Source organism: Sphingomonas sp. PAMC 26621 (genome assembly GCF_000251145.1).
GTDB lineage: Bacteria > Pseudomonadota > Alphaproteobacteria > Sphingomonadales > Sphingomonadaceae > Sphingomonas.
This window is the reverse complement of the sequence record NZ_AIDW01000016.1, coordinates 123,164-136,940: the sequence shown is the minus strand read 5'-3', so window position 1 is coordinate 136,940 and position 13,777 is coordinate 123,164. Positions and strand designations below refer to the sequence as shown.

The 13,777-nt window shown below is 66.0% G+C and carries 13 protein-coding genes and 1 pseudogene; 7 read left to right on the top strand and 7 right to left on the bottom strand.

Features of this window, described 5'->3' with window-relative positions; translation table 11 throughout:
* Window positions 1-9: 9 nt before the first annotated feature.
* Window positions 10-1,752, bottom strand: coding sequence for a histidine kinase dimerization/phospho-acceptor domain-containing protein (locus tag RI03_RS08915; protein WP_026046579.1), 1,743 nt, complete (start codon window positions 1,750-1,752; stop codon window positions 10-12).
* A gap of 185 nt (window positions 1,753-1,937) precedes the next feature.
* On the opposite strand from RI03_RS08915, the gene RI03_RS08910 reads away from it, so the two are divergent.
* Window positions 1,938-2,405: an Lrp/AsnC family transcriptional regulator gene (locus tag RI03_RS08910; protein ID WP_010216756.1), complete on the top strand. Its 468-nt coding sequence runs from the start codon at window positions 1,938-1,940 to the stop codon at window positions 2,403-2,405.
* Between the two features lie 62 nt (window positions 2,406-2,467).
* Here the strand turns inward: RI03_RS08910 and RI03_RS08905 are convergent, their stop codons facing one another.
* Complete coding sequence (locus RI03_RS08905) at window positions 2,468-3,748, bottom strand: hypothetical protein (protein ID WP_010163633.1); 1,281 nt, start codon at window positions 3,746-3,748, stop codon at window positions 2,468-2,470.
* A gap of 200 nt (window positions 3,749-3,948) precedes the next feature.
* Here RI03_RS08905 and yaaA point away from each other — a divergent pair, with 200 nt between their 5' ends.
* The 5 genes and pseudogenes from yaaA (at window position 3,949) to RI03_RS08880 (ending at window position 9,398) form a co-directional block, all read left to right on the top strand.
* The gene (gene yaaA / locus RI03_RS08900) at window positions 3,949-4,701 is read left to right on the top strand and encodes a peroxide stress protein YaaA (RefSeq protein WP_010216755.1); all 753 of its coding nucleotides are present in this window, start codon (window positions 3,949-3,951) and stop codon (window positions 4,699-4,701) included.
* 18 nt (window positions 4,702-4,719) lie between these two features.
* On the top strand, window positions 4,720-5,421 hold the full coding sequence (locus RI03_RS08895; protein WP_010216753.1) for an SDR family NAD(P)-dependent oxidoreductase: 702 nt from the start codon (window positions 4,720-4,722) through the stop codon (window positions 5,419-5,421).
* A 182-nt stretch (window positions 5,422-5,603) separates the two neighbouring features.
* On the top strand, window positions 5,604-6,110 hold the full coding sequence (locus RI03_RS08890) for a PEPxxWA-CTERM sorting domain-containing protein (protein ID WP_010216751.1): 507 nt from the start codon (window positions 5,604-5,606) through the stop codon (window positions 6,108-6,110).
* A 164-nt stretch (window positions 6,111-6,274) separates the two neighbouring features.
* A pseudogene (gene gyrA / locus RI03_RS08885) lies at window positions 6,275-9,045 on the top strand (DNA gyrase subunit A).
* On the top strand, window positions 9,042-9,398 hold the full coding sequence (locus RI03_RS08880) for a DUF952 domain-containing protein (RefSeq protein ID WP_010216748.1): 357 nt from the start codon (window positions 9,042-9,044) through the stop codon (window positions 9,396-9,398). Before gyrA ends, RI03_RS08880 begins: the two are co-directional and overlap by 4 nt.
* Before the next feature lie 73 nt (window positions 9,399-9,471).
* Here the strand turns inward: RI03_RS08880 and RI03_RS08875 are convergent, their stop codons facing one another.
* The 3 genes from RI03_RS08875 to RI03_RS08865 all read right to left on the bottom strand — a co-directional run bounded on the left by RI03_RS08875 (window position 9,472) and on the right by RI03_RS08865 (window position 10,887).
* Complete coding sequence (locus RI03_RS08875) at window positions 9,472-9,765, bottom strand: hypothetical protein (RefSeq protein WP_010216747.1); 294 nt, start codon at window positions 9,763-9,765, stop codon at window positions 9,472-9,474.
* Between the two features lie 149 nt (window positions 9,766-9,914).
* A complete protein-coding gene (locus RI03_RS08870; RefSeq protein ID WP_026046578.1) occupies window positions 9,915-10,346 on the bottom strand; it encodes a DUF488 domain-containing protein in 432 nt (143 codons plus the stop codon).
* Window positions 10,347-10,398: 52 nt separating this feature from the next.
* Window positions 10,399-10,887: a DUF4142 domain-containing protein gene (locus RI03_RS08865; RefSeq protein ID WP_051007261.1), complete on the bottom strand. Its 489-nt coding sequence runs from the start codon at window positions 10,885-10,887 to the stop codon at window positions 10,399-10,401.
* Window positions 10,888-11,061: 174 nt separating this feature from the next.
* Between RI03_RS08865 and trmFO the strand changes: the two genes are divergently transcribed.
* Window positions 11,062-12,393: a methylenetetrahydrofolate--tRNA-(uracil(54)-C(5))-methyltransferase (FADH(2)-oxidizing) TrmFO gene (trmFO, locus tag RI03_RS08860; protein WP_026046576.1), complete on the top strand. Its 1,332-nt coding sequence runs from the start codon at window positions 11,062-11,064 to the stop codon at window positions 12,391-12,393.
* Between the two features lie 100 nt (window positions 12,394-12,493).
* On the opposite strand, the gene RI03_RS08855 is transcribed toward trmFO, so the two are convergent.
* Window positions 12,494-12,967, bottom strand: a complete 474-nt coding sequence (locus tag RI03_RS08855; RefSeq protein ID WP_010216741.1) for an EF-hand domain-containing protein — start codon at window positions 12,965-12,967, stop codon at window positions 12,494-12,496.
* 60 nt (window positions 12,968-13,027) lie between these two features.
* Window positions 13,028-13,699, bottom strand: a complete 672-nt coding sequence (locus RI03_RS08850; protein ID WP_010216739.1) for a squalene/phytoene synthase family protein — start codon at window positions 13,697-13,699, stop codon at window positions 13,028-13,030.
* Window positions 13,700-13,777: the final 78 nt, after the last annotated feature.

Sequence of the window (13,777 nt, the reverse complement as noted above, 5' to 3'; positions counted from 1 at the left end):
GTGCCACGATCAAAGGTGAGAGATCAGCTCCACGTCCGCAGGGATCGTGGCCGGGAGGTGCAATGTCAAGCTGTCGGGCCCGATCGCCAGCCCGCCCCCCAGCTCTGCCGCAAGATTGCGCGCGAGCCGAAGGGCGAAACCGGTGCCGAGCAACGGCGCACCCTGCTCGCCGGCATCGGTGTCCGCATCGATCGTCAGCAGCAGATCCTCGGGATAATCGGCAAGCGCGCGCGGGCGGTCGAAGGTCAATTTGATCTGCTTCGTCGCGGTCGCGGCGGCAACGATCCCGATCTGCTCGCCCGCCGTCCCCGCCGCGACCAGCGTGGCGAGCAACCGGCCGATCAGGCGCTCCACCGCCTGCCCGTCTCCGCGAATACTCAGCGACGGGTGATCGACGCGCAGCGCAAAACGAGCGCCGCGCAGGATCGCCAGCGGCGCGAGATCGGCCGTGATCCGTTCCAGCAATTGCGCGACAGGGACGTCGTCCACGAAGAGCTGCAGCGCGTTCGTCTCGATCCGCGCGGCGATGTCCATGTCCTCGATCGCGCCGAGCAGCCCTGCCGTCTGGCTGCGGATCGCGGCGGCCTGCTTGCGATAGACCGCAGGTACCGGGCCGAACAACTCGGTCTCGATCATCTCCGCGAAGCCCGCGATCGCATTGGTCGGCGTCCGCAATTCGTGGACGAGTTGCCGTAACGCGTCCGCGACACCGGCACGCTCGTCTGCGGCTTGCTCCGCGGCTTCATCGACCCGCGGGCGCCGCGCGCTGCCGCGATATCCTGTGAACCGGCCCGACGCCCGGTCGAACACCGGGACCGCGCTGATCCGCCATCCCCCCGCCGCATCGGACTGGCCTTCGACCCACAGCCGCAGGTCGGCAAACCCGGCGCGTTGCCGGAACGCGCCAACCACCGCGCCGTCGACGCTGGTCGTCAACGGGTCTGTCGTGTCGGACCTGATCGCCGCCGAGGTCCGCGCAAGGGTCACCCCGATCAGCGGCGATCGGGAAACCCCTTCGACCCAGCGGATCACGCCTGCCGAATCGGTTTCGAACCGGAAGCGCTCCGCCTGTCCGATGGTGCTCGCGTTCGCGCCTGTACCCCCGACGGCACGGTCGCGTTGATACGCGTTGATCCGTTCGACCAGCTCGGCGATTTCGAACGGACCGGTTGCGGGTTCCGCAGCAGGGGCAGATGCCGCCGCAGGGGCATGCAATCCGGCGTCGTCGGCGATTGGGCTCGGCTCGGTCGTTGCGTCCTCCTCCGGTGCAGCCGTGCCTTCGAGGGGAGCAGGCGCTTCGGTCCGAGCGGCGTCGTCCTGTGACGGCGAGGCGAGCACGAAATCGACGCTGCCGAAGCTCTCCAGCATCGCGACGACTTCGGGGCCGAGATCGCGCCGGTGACGCAAGACAGAGCGTGCGGTTGGCGACAGGATCGGCAAGAGCTCCGCCCAATCCGCCGTACTCAGATGGACGCTGCGCAGGACAGGCGCCGCCACCGCGATCTCGTCCTCCGCAAACAGCAGGACCAGCGCGAGCGGGGGCGACGCAAAGGCCACCGCACGCGCGCTCGAGGTGCGGACCGGCGGGGGCACTGTCCCCCGCAATCCCCGGAGGCGCGAGATCACCGCGTCGCTGGCGGCCACCCGGCCCCGCCCGACCAGATCGACCAGTTGGCGCCACGCAAGCTGCGCGCCCATCGGAGAAGACATGTCCGCGGACAGGACGGTTTCGAGGCTATCGTCGTAACGCAAATCGGAGAACCTTCGGGAACAGCGGCATTCTTGGCCTCGCCTCCCGCCTTACTCAGCGGGACGGCCACAGGGAACGGGAGATTTCGCCACGTAACAATGTGGGACAATTGCGTTCTCCGGCAATTATATTATAGGGCCGCTCCACAGCGCGATGCCAAACGCGGCGATTCCAGGAGCTTCACGTAATGTCCTTTGATTCGATCGACCGGCGCATCCTGGAGTTGCTTCAGGACGACGGGCGCATGACCAATGTCGATCTGGCCGAGCGCGTCGGGCTGACCGCTCCCCCCTGCCTGCGGCGTGTCCGTGCGCTCGAGGAAGCCGGTGCGATCCGCGGCTACCATGCCGAGATCGACCCGGCAACGCTTGGCTATCCGATCACGGTGTTCGCAATGGTCAGCCTGCGCAGCCAGGCCGAACAGGATCTTGCCGCGTTCGAACAGCATGTCGCGACCATCCCGGAGGTCCGCGAATGCCATATGCTCAACGGAGAGATCGACTTCATCCTCAAGATCGTCGCGAGCGATCTCAAGGGGTTCCAGGAGATCCTGATGACCCAGCTGACACCCGCGCCGAACGTCGCGAGCGTCAAGACGTCGCTGACGATCCGCACCGCCAAGTCGCTCCCCGGCATCCCGATTCGCGGCGCCTGACCGCTGCAACAAAAAAGGGCGGCCCGTTCGGGCCGCCCTTTTTTTTACCGTGAGGCAAAGCCTTATGCCGCAGGCGGTGCCGCGACATAGGTCTGCCACAAGCGGGCGATCGACTTGTTCGGCTCGCTTGCGACCTTGGCGAGGGCTGCCTTGGCGGCCTCACGGTCGCCCGCCATTGCCAGCGCCATGCCGAGGTGGAGGCTGTTGCGATCCGCGTCGGTCGCGCCCTTGGTCTCGGCGAGACGATACATTTCGACCGCCTTGGCGTAATTGCGCGCGCCAAAGTAGGCGTCGCCCGCCTGGCCTGCGATGTCACCCTTCGGCGCAGCCTGGGCGTTCTTTTCCTTGCCCGCGGGCGAGGTGCTGCCGGCGATGCCGGTCTTGGCCGACGCCATCAGTTCCTTGCCGAGCACGTTGGTCGCGGGAACGACGTTCGATGCCGCGCCCTCGTCGAGCACGACCTTGGCTTCGTTGGGAAGGCCGACCTTGATCGCCGCATCCGCATACTGGAGATATTCGGTCTGCCCGGCCTGGCTCTTGGTCGCCCACATCAGGCGGAACAGGTCGACGCGGTTCTTGCTGTACTTCGCGGCGTTCGGCCCCTGGAAGCCGAAGGTGTAGATCGCGGCGCGCCAGTTCTGCTTGGTGCCGTAATGCGACAACCAGCCTGCGGTCCAGGCGTCGCCCGCCTCGTCCTTGCCAGCCTTGTAAAGACGCGTGAACGCATACTTGTACCATGCTTCCGGCGGCACGCGGCCAGCGGCTTCCTCGGCCTTGACCGCTTGATCGAGCGCGGCGACGCCGCCGTCGACGTCACCGGACTCGACCTTGGCGCGCGCGATGTTGAGCAGCAGGTCGGCGTCGGTGTAGCCAAGGTCCTTGGCCTTCTGCCAGCCGGCGGCGGCCTGAGCGTACTGCTTCTGCGTGAAATACAGGCCAGCGCGCTCATTGGTGCGAATCGCGACTTCGGTCTTCGGGGTCGTCGGGTTGGCGATCAGCGCATCGAGCATCGGCGCGAGCGCGGCGGCGCGCTGTGCGTCGGTCAGGCCGGTGCTCTGTGCGTTGACCACCGACAGGCGCAGGCTGCTGCCGATATACTTCTCGTAATCCGTCTTGGCAGCGGCATCGAGCGCGGTCACGCTTGCCTCGGCCTTGGCGAGATCCTTCGGGTTGGCGTCGAGCGCTGCCTTGGCGGCAACGAAATTGTCGCGAACTTCCTTGGAGATCGTCGGCGCGGCGGGTGCCTCGTCCTTCTTCTTGGCGAATGCGGGCGCAACCAGAGCTGCACCGTTGATCGAGACGACGAGCGCCCCGGTCAGTGCGATTTTCGAAACCATCTTCATTGCCGAACTCTCCTCATGCCTCGAACGGGCGACCTTGCGGGGGAAATGCCTGAGCCGCTCTAACGCCACCGGTTTCACCGTCAAGCGACGCCGGTGCCGTCACCGGGCTGAACAACGCTTGAACCCGCCGTGGTTCCCCCGCTTCGCGACGGCGGGAGACTCTTTGACGTGTCGTCGGCGCGCGGCTACCCGGCTCGGCGATGATCGCCCTGCTCTCCCCCGCCAAGACGCTCGATTACGACAGCGCGCTTCCGCCCGTCACCGCAACGCGGCCGCATTTCGCCGAGGAAGCCGCGACGCTGGCGAAGGCGGCGGCGCACCTGACGCAGAAGAAACTGTCCGACCTGATGGGCATCTCGCCGAAACTGGCCAAGCTCAATGCGGATCGGTTCGCGGACTTCCCGGAAGCGCCGGAGCGTCCGGCGCTGTTCGCCTTCGCGGGGGACGTCTATACCGGGCTCGAGGCATTGACGCTCGACGCACCCGCGCTCGATTTCGCGCAGGACCACGTTCGCATGCTGTCAGGGCTCTATGGCCTGCTGCGCCCGTTCGACTCGATGCGCCCCTACCGCCTCGAGATGGGCACGCGCTGGGCACCGCGGAAGCCGTCGCTGTACGACTGGTGGGGCGACCGGATTGCGGCACTGGTCCGCGATGAAGTGGCCGCCGAGGGGTCGGGCGTGGTGCTCAACCTGGCAAGCCAGGAATATTTCCGTGCGGTCGACGGCAAGCTTGCCGGCGTCCGCGTGGTCGACGTCGATTTCCGCGAGCCCGGGCCGGACGGCCCGCGCTTCGTCAGCTTCCACGCCAAGAAGGCCCGCGGCATGGTTGCGCGCTGGCTGTGCGAGCATCGCATCACCGATATCGAGGCGATGAAGGGGTTCGACAGCGACGGCTATCGCTTCGATCCGGCGGAGAGCACCGACGATTGGTGGCGGTTTACGCGGACATAAGGACATGGGCATGAGGACATGGGCATGACGACAGCCGTCATCATCGGCGCATCGGGCGGCATCGGCGCGGCGCTCGAAGCCGCGCTGACCGAAGAGGGTGCGTTCGACACCGTCCTCGGGTTCGCACGGTCTTACGAGGGCGACCGGCATATCGACTTGCTCGACGAGTCGACCATTGCTGCCGCGGCGGTGCAGGTTGCGAAGGGCCCTGCTCCCACGCTGGTGATCGTCGCGACCGGCCTGCTTCACGATGGCGAACGCGGACCCGAGAAGGCGCTTCGCGAGCTCGACCCCGACTGGCTCGCTCGGCAATTCGCGATAAACGCAATCGGGCCGGCGATCGTCGCGAAGCACTTCCTCCCGTTGATGCCGAAGACCGGCCGTTGCGTCTTCGCGGCCCTGTCGGCGCGCGTCGGAAGCATCTCGGATAACAAGCTCGGCGGCTGGTATGGCTATCGGGCCGCCAAGGCCGCCCTCAACCAGTTAATCCGCACGCTATCCATCGAGGAAAAGCGGCGCAACGACCGGGCGATCGTCGTGGGGCTCCACCCGGGCACGGTCGATACCGCACTGTCCAAACCGTTTCAGGGCAACGTCCAGCCGGGCCGGCTGTTCGATGCCGAGCGCGCGGCGTTGCAACTGCTCGACGTCATCGAGGAGCTGAAGGCCCCGGACACCGGCAAGCTGTTCGATTTCGAAGGCAAGGAAGTGCCCTTCTGAGGTAAGGCGTAGCGCAGTGTTTCGAGCCGCCTTGCTCGACACAGCATGTATTGATGACAACTGCGTTACGCTTCAACAGTAAGTATTTCCCGGACCGGGATGATATCTAGCGTAAACGTCTTGTAGTTTATCGATCGAGATGCTCTGCGGTTAACACATCGTTAACCGGGGGATTTCGTATCATGAAGCGTATTGCACTGCTGGCGGCTGCCGCCACCGCGTTGGTCTCGGCGATCCCCGCTTCAGCGACGACGCTGTTCTACGCGATCACCGGTTCGAACGGTTTCTCGGCACACTTCTCGCTCGACGATCACACCAGGCCCGACGTCAACTTTCCAACGGAATTCTTCATCTTCGACGTTGCCGGCGTTTATTCGGACGGATCGTCGACCGCCAGCCTGGCGCTGTATGATGCAGCGGACGGCGGGGGCATGACGCTCAACACGTTCAACTTCACGCTCGCGAACATCGCGGGTCCGGCGCTGTACAGCGGCACGCTCGCGCAGCCGACCTTGCTCGCGTTCGGGCCGACCGCATTTTACGATTATGACGTCCCGACCGTCAGCTACAGCGTTTCGGCGGTCGCAGCAGCGGTGCCCGAACCAGCGACGTGGGCGATGCTGCTGGCAGGTTTCGGCATGATCGGCATGGCCGTGCGTCGTCGGGGTTCGGCCCCGCTAACCGCCTGAACGCCAACGCTGGACGAGGGGGCGTCGGCATTCGTGCCGACGCCCCCTTTTTTGTGCGTTTTCGCACCGTGAACGCCCGCTTCTGACACCGTGCCGCGTGACATAAGTCGAGCGCTGGGCTAGGTCGTAACCGAACCGACATAAACAGCCGAAGGCACCAAAAATTGACCGACGAGACCGTACTCGCCGACCCTTCCGATATTGCTCCGATCTCGATCGTCGACGAGATGAAGTCGAGCTACCTCGACTATGCGATGAGCGTGATCGTCGCGCGCGCATTGCCTGACGTTCGGGACGGGCTGAAGCCGGTCCACCGCCGCATCCTGTGGTCCGCGTCCGAAAGCGGGTTCGTCTACAACCGGCCGTATCGCAAATGCGCGCGCATCGTCGGTGATGCGATGGGTAAATACCACCCCCATGGCGATAGCTCGATTTATGACGCCCTTGCGCGCATGACGCAGGACTGGTCGATGCGCGTGCCGTTGATGGACGGTCAGGGCAACTTCGGCTCGATGGATCCCGATCCGCCCGCAGCAATGCGCTACACCGAGGCGCGTCTCGCCAAGGTCGCCGGCTCGCTGCTCGAAGACATCGACAAGGACACGGTCGACTTCGTCCCCAACTATGACGGATCCGAGCGCGAGCCTGCGGTGCTTCCGGCGCGCTTCCCCAACCTGCTCGTCAACGGCGCGGGCGGCATCGCGGTCGGCATGGCGACCAACATCCCGCCGCACAATCTCGGCGAAGTCGTCGACGCGACGCTGGCGCTGATCGATGCTGCGACCGGCGCGCGCGACGAAGTGACCACCGACGAACTGATCGAGATCGTCCCCGGTCCCGATTTCCCGACCGGTGCGATCATCCTCGGCCGAGCCGGTGCGCGCTCGGCGTATGAGACTGGGCGTGGCTCGGTGATCGTTCGCTCGCGCTATGTGGTCGAGGAAGGCCGCGGCGACCGTCGCTCGATCGTCCTGACCGCCATCCCGTTCCAGACCGGCAAGAACGGGCTAGTCGAAAAGATCGCCGACGCCGCCAAGGAAAAGCGGATCGAGGGCGTCAGCGACATTCGCGACGAATCGAACCGCGAAGGCGTCCGCATCGTCATCGACCTCAAGCGCGATGCGACCCCGGACGTGGTGCTCAACCAATTGTGGCGGCACACGCCCGCGCAGTCGAGCTTTCCCGCCAACATGCTCGCGATCCGCGGCGGCCGCCCCGAGCTGCTCAACCTGCGCGACATCCTGACGTCGTTCATCACCTTCCGCGAGGAAGTGATCACCCGGCGTTCGAAGTTCGAGCTGGCGAAGGCCCGCGAGCGCGCGCATCTGTTGCTCGGCCTCGTCATCGCGGTCACCAACCTCGACGAAGTCGTCAAGATCATCCGGGGATCGTCGAGCCCCGCAGCCGCGCGCGAAGCGTTGCTCAACCGCGATTGGCCGGTCGCCGAGATCGCGCCCTATATCAAGCTGGTCGAGGCGGTCGAAGCCGAAGTCACCGGCGACACCTATCGCCTGTCCGAAGCGCAGGTCCGCGCGATCCTCGACCTCCGCCTTCACCGCCTCACCGCGCTGGGCCGTGACGAGATCGGCAACGAGCTGCAGGGCCTCGCCGATTCGATCGGTGAGCTGCTCGACATCCTCGGCAACCGCGCAAAGCTGTACGCGGTGATGCGCGAGGAACTGGTCGCGGTTCGCGCCGAATTCGCGACGCCGCGTCGGACCGAGATCGCCGCTGCCGCAGACGGCATCGACGATGAGGATCTGATCGAGCGCGAGGACATGGTGGTCACCGTGACGATGCAGGGCTATATCAAGCGCACCACGCTCGACACCTTCCGTGCGCAGGCACGTGGCGGCAAGGGTCGTGCAGGGATGGCGACCAAGGATGAGGACGCAATCACGAACCTGTTCGTGACGAGCACCCACACCCCGGTCCTGTTCTTCTCGACGCTCGGCAAGGTCTACCGGATGAAGGTCTGGAAGCTGCCGGAAGGTGGCGCCGCCACCCGTGGCCGTCCGATGATCAACCTGCTCCCGCTCGCCGAGGGCGAGACGATCTCGACCGTGCTGGCGCTGCCGGAGGACGAGGCCGAATGGGCCAAGCTCCACGTGATGTTCGCGACTGCGGGCGGCAGTGTGCGGCGCAACTCGATGGATGCGTTCACCAACGTGCCCACCGCGGGCAAGATCGCGATGAAGTTCGAAGGCATCGACGCCGACGACCGGCTGATCGGCGTCGCGTTGCTCAGCGAGCATGACGACGTGCTGCTCGCGACGCGCGCAGGCAAGGCGATCCGCTTCGCCGCCGACGAAGTCCGCGAGTTCCAGAGCCGCAACTCGACCGGCGTGCGCGGCATGCTGCTCAAGGGCGACGACAAGGTCATCTCGCTGTCGATCCTCCACCGCGTCGGCGCTACGCCGGAGGAGCGCGAGGATTATCTCCGCTTCGCACCCTGGAAGGGGGAGCGCGACGGCGAGCCGACGATGGACACCGGGCGCTATCAGGAATTGATGGAGCGCGAGCAGTTCATCCTGACGGTCTGCGCCAACGGTTACGGCAAGCTGTCCTCGGCCTATGACTATCGCCGCACCGGTCGCGGTGGCCAGGGTATCACCAACATCGACAACATCCCGCGCAACGGTCCGGTCGTCGCGAGCTTCGCCGCGACCAAGGGGCACCAGCTGATGCTCGTCACCGACCAGGCGAAGGTGATCCGCACCACGCTCGGCTCGATGCGCGTGATCGGGCGGAACTCGGCAGGCGTGCGGCTGTTCGACGTCGCAAGAACGAGCATGTCGTCTCGGCGGCGCGGATCGAGGAAGCGGAAGGCGATGCCGAGGCGGACGTCCGCGACCTGACCCAGGTCGAGCTCGCCCCCGACGACGGTGCGAACACGAGCGACGACAGCGCAGCCGGTCCGGAGGATGGCGAATGAGCGACCTGCCCCTCACCGCGTACAAGGTCCTGACCGCCGAGCAGATGGCGGCGCTCGAAGCCGACGGATCGTTCGCGGGCGCGCCGGTCGATCTGGCGGACGGTTACGTCCACCTGTCGACCGCCGATCAGTTGACCGAAACCGTCGACAAGCATTTCGCCGGGCAAGGCGATCTGCATGTCGCGGCGGTCGATCTCGGCTCGTTCGGGGCGGGGTTGAAATGGGAGCAGTCGCGCGGCGGGCAACTTTTCCCGCATCTCTATGGCGGTCCGCTGCTGCTGGAGACGGTCATCGCGTACGGCCCGCTCGAGCGGGATGCCGATGGCAGGGTCAAGCTGCCGGTAGCTGGCTAGGACCGGGGACTGTTTCGACGGGTACTTGCGGAATTCGCGGTCCGGGAGGCGCGCGTCCCGCAGCACCTGTCGCTCAGGACTGCACGTGCCCCGGGACGTACCGGTAGACCGTGCGCGACGCCTGATTGAGCTCGAGCGGCGATTCAGCGCCATCGACGATAAGCGTGGATGAGGCATATTTGTCGAGCGACCGCCGGACATGGACGCCCGCGAACTTCCACGTCTGCGGATAGCCCGAGACCGATTGCATGCCGTGCGTACTCGCAGTGAAGTCTTCGAAATCGCCCCAGCTCAGCTCGAACTGACGTGGCACGACCTGTCGGTCCCGGGCGATCGACAACGCGGCGGACATGCGCGAATACGGCATCGACTTCCTCGAAAGGGTGTTGGCTCTGGAAATTGCTGCTGGCCGGGATCGCCATGGCGAGACCTGGTCCATTTGATGTATTCCTACCGCGCTGCTCGCCACGCCTCAAGGCCGGACCGACGGTCCGATACGAATTAACGATGACCGGATCAGCAATAGAGATCGACGACCTCGACCCCCTCCGCTTCCGCCTCGAGCAGCAGCGTCCGGTGGCAATGCCGCGGGTCTCGCTCGTAGCATAGCAGCGCGCTCGGCTGCTCGGCGGCGAGCGCGAGCATGCGTGCCGCCTGTACCTGCGCCTCAGGCAATTCGAGCTGGTGCGCGTAGACCGACTCGAGCGTCGCGACGTCGCCTTTCTTGGCGGCGTCGCGCCCTGCCTTCGGCGTGCCGAGCGCCTTCAGGTGAACGTAATCAATGTCCGCCGCCGCGAGCGACGCGGCCAACGACGTCTTCGAAAATCCCGGGCGGCGAGACAGCGGGAGCGCGCGAACGTCGATTACGCGCGTCACCCCTGCCCGGGTCAACGCGGCGAGGAAGTCGGACATCGTGGCGGCTTCGTAGCCGATCGTGAAAATCTTCATCATATCCCGTTCCGCCCCGACGGCGCGCACCGCCGCCGGGGCTGGATGTCTCTTACATCGCGACAAGCATGTCGATGTGATGCTGGACGACGGGTACGATCTTGGTCGCGGCCGCCTTCAGCGGAGCGGCGGTCCCGGTCGACGACTCATCCTGATGCAGCGCCAGCGCGTCCTGATGCGCCGCCTTCTGCTGCTGGATATACAGCGTGTCGCGCGCAGTACCGGTTGCGGCGCGCAGCGCGGCGAGATCGCTCGACTGCTTCGCGGTCAGCTTGGGCGCGGCGGGATGCATGCCGGCCTTCATCGCGGCGGCCTTGACGGCGGCGGTGCTGTTGGCGTGGTCGGTGACCATTTCCTTCGCGAACTTCTTGAGCTTGGGATTGGCGGTTGACGTCATCACGAGCGTGCTCGCCTGTTTTTCGTAAAGATCGCCTGCGCCTGCCTTCATGACATAGGTCGCCGACGTCATTGCGGGCGCTGCGATCGCAAGCGCCGGAATTGTACCGAGCGCCAGTATCGCTAGAATTTTGCCAGTACGCATCTTCGATCTCCTGTTGAGACGAGCGGCTATGCTTCGCCCTGATGCCGGAACGTCCGGCCCTTGCAATCGCTTCGCGGGTTGCCGATCTTATCTGCTTGATCGACATCAGGCCTTCCCCACCGCGATCGCCGCGTGGCGGTTGACCAGTCGGCGCGGATGCCCAAAGGACGGCGCATGACACACGACATCCACATCATCGGCGGCGGTCTCGCCGGGTCCGAGGCGGCATGGCAGCTGGCCGAGGCGGGCTTTTCGGTCCGCCTGTCCGAAATGCGCGGCGCCCCCGCCGAGCGTGGCGGCGAAATGACCCCCGCGCACCAGAGCGACGGACTCGCCGAGCTGGTCTGCTCGAACAGCTTCCGCTCCGACGATGCCGACAGCAACGCGGTCGGGCTGATCCACCAGGAGATGCGGACGCTGGGATCTCTGATCCTGCGCGAAGCGGACATTCACAAGGTTCCCGCAGGTTCGGCGCTTGCGGTCGACCGCGACGGCTTTTCGGCCGGCGTCACCGCGGCACTCGAGGCGCATCCCAACATCCAGGTGGTGCGCGAACGGGTCGACACGCTCCCCGACACCCCCGTCATCGTCGCAACCGGCCCGCTGACCGCTGCGGGCCTCGCGTCCAGCATCGGCGCTGCGACGGGCGCGGACTCGCTTGCCTTCTTCGATGCGATTGCGCCGATCGTCCATTTCGACAGCATCGACATGGACACCGCGTGGTTCCAATCACGCTGGAACAAGGGAGAGGGCAAGGACTACATCAACTGCGCGCTCAACCAGGAGCAGTATATCGCCTTCCACACCGGCTTGATCGAGGGCGAGAAGACCGAGTTCAAGGAATGGGAGCAGAACACCCCCTATTTCGAGGGCTGCATGCCGATCGAGGTCGCCGCATCGCGCGGGGTCGATACGCTGCGCTATGGTCCGATGAAGCCGGTCGGGCTCGATGATCCGCGGACCGGGCGCTGGCCCTATGCGGTCGTCCAGTTGCGGCAGGACAATGCCAGCGGCACGCTGTGGAACATCGTCGGCTTCCAGACCAAGCTCAAGCATTCCGAGCAGGTCCGCCTGTTCCGTACGATCCCGGGGCTGGAGAACGCGGAATTCGCGCGGCTTGGCGGGTTGCACCGCAACACCTTCATCCGTTCGCCCGAATTGCTCGACCCGACGCTGCGGCTCAAGTCCCGCCCGAACGTCCGCTTCGCCGGGCAGATCACCGGCTGCGAAGGCTATGTCGAGAGCGCCGCGGTCGGGTTGATGGCGGGGCGGTTCGCGGTCGCCGAACTGGGCGGGCGCGCGATGACGCCGCCGCCGGTCACGACCGCGCTGGGCGCTTTGCTCCATCACATCACCGGCGCGGCGGTTGCGGATACGTACCAGCCGATGAACGTCAATTTTGGTCTGTTCCCCCCGATTCCGGGCCGGACCAAGAAAGCCGACCGCAAGAAGATGTACACCGACCGCGCACGCTCGGCACTCGGCGCGTGGTTGTCGGTGGCTTGAACCCGCCCGTCCCGTTCGTTTCGGTCGAAGCCGGTTAACGAACGGGAGGGCTGAGGCCCGGATCGGCCCTCGGATGTCGCGGACGTTCGGGCCCGACCGGTCAACTCTCCTCCGACGCGGCGGCGCTGGCGGGTGGTGGGCAATCGCGATGGATGTGCGGTGGCTTGCGCTTCGGCGCGGTGGTGGCGAATTCGGCGGGGGTCATTCCGCCCGACTTGTCCTTGTCCGCCTCGGCGAACTTCGTTTCGGTCTTTGCGGCCCATTCGTCGAACGACAAGGCGCCGTCATGGTTGGTATCGAGCTTGGCGAACGCCTTGCGGCGTGGCGCGAGATATTCTTCGCGCCCGACCGTACCGTTCTCGTCCTTGTCATACCGCGCGAACCGTTTGGCCTCGCGCGTCGCCTCGGTCGCGGCGGGCGCGACGTCTGGCAGGTTTTCACCGCTCCCCGCCTGCGCGACCGGCAACGGCACCGCCGGCAGCGCCGCGACCGACCGTGCATTGCGATTGAACAACACGACGCCCGCCGCGACCAACGCAAGCGCGGCGAGCCCACCGATGATGATGCGCCACATATTCCGATTCCCCCCATGTCCCCGCTCCCGGAATATCGGGTTCGGCTGCCCCGGGAAAGCCTAGCGTCCGCTGATTCGGTGCCACGCGAGCCGGGCGACGCGCCGCGGCGAAGTGCTTGGCGGACCGCCGTCCTGCAGCATCGCCAAATCCATCCGTGCGGTGAGGGCGAGGGCGCCGAGCGCGCGCGCCGGCCTGCTCCAGCGCAACCCGAACGCCGCGTCCAGTTCGTGTTGCGAAAGCATCCGCGGTAGCGCGGCAGCTTCGGCGTCGCGCACGTGACGCGCGAGGTCGGCGAGCGCCCACCCCGCCCCTGCCTGCAGCAACGGATCGCGCGGACCTGCACCGAGCAGAACACCGGCCTGGGCGAACAGTGTCCCGCCGCGGTGCGCGGCGTAGGCTTCGAGCGTTGTGCGAGTTAGCGGATCGGGGTCGAGCAAGACTTCCCATCCGTCGATCATGCCCGCAAGCGCCGCCCCCGACACGCCCCGGGACACGACCTCTGTCGCGAGCGCCTGCAACACCGGCTGCGCCGGCGGCGCGGTGTGATCGAGCGCGGATAATGCCTCGTGCCACCAGGTCAGCCGCATCTGCCCGACCATCGGTTCGCGCGTCGTCCGCAGGATCTGGCCAAGCGTCCCGTCGAGCGCGAGCAACGCGGTAAGTCCGGGCTGCGCGGCGGGTACCGCGTAGGATAAGGCGAGGTACCGTTCGGGGTCTTCCTGCCCGCTCATCGCGCGATGCCGCGCGGCGCGTGGTCATCGCTCCTTAACCATGCTCGCTCACGCGTGATTATCCCCTTCTGCGGCATA

Bases quoted from the DNA above. Each gene is read 5' to 3' on its own strand.
- RI03_RS08895 (WP_010216753.1), top strand. From the start codon at position 4,720: ATGGGCATGACGACAGCCGTCATCATCGGCGCATCGGGCGGCATCGGC.
- RI03_RS08870 (WP_026046578.1), bottom strand. From the start codon at position 10,346: ATGAAGATTTTCACGATCGGCTACGAAGCCGCCACGATGTCCGACTTC.
- RI03_RS08855 (WP_010216741.1), bottom strand. From the start codon at position 12,967: ATGTGGCGCATCATCATCGGTGGGCTCGCCGCGCTTGCGTTGGTCGCG.
- RI03_RS08910 (WP_010216756.1), top strand. From the start codon at position 1,938: ATGTCCTTTGATTCGATCGACCGGCGCATCCTGGAGTTGCTTCAGGAC.
- RI03_RS08880 (WP_010216748.1), top strand. From the start codon at position 9,042: ATGAGCGACCTGCCCCTCACCGCGTACAAGGTCCTGACCGCCGAGCAG.
- RI03_RS08905 (WP_010163633.1), bottom strand. From the start codon at position 3,748: ATGAAGATGGTTTCGAAAATCGCACTGACCGGGGCGCTCGTCGTCTCG.
- RI03_RS08850 (WP_010216739.1), bottom strand. From the start codon at position 13,699: ATGAGCGGGCAGGAAGACCCCGAACGGTACCTCGCCTTATCCTACGCG.
- RI03_RS08890 (WP_010216751.1), top strand. From the start codon at position 5,604: ATGAAGCGTATTGCACTGCTGGCGGCTGCCGCCACCGCGTTGGTCTCG.
- trmFO (WP_026046576.1), top strand. From the start codon at position 11,062: ATGACACACGACATCCACATCATCGGCGGCGGTCTCGCCGGGTCCGAG.
- yaaA (WP_010216755.1), top strand. From the start codon at position 3,949: ATGATCGCCCTGCTCTCCCCCGCCAAGACGCTCGATTACGACAGCGCG.
- RI03_RS08865 (WP_051007261.1), bottom strand. From the start codon at position 10,887: ATGCGTACTGGCAAAATTCTAGCGATACTGGCGCTCGGTACAATTCCG.
- RI03_RS08875 (WP_010216747.1), bottom strand. From the start codon at position 9,765: ATGCCGTATTCGCGCATGTCCGCCGCGTTGTCGATCGCCCGGGACCGA.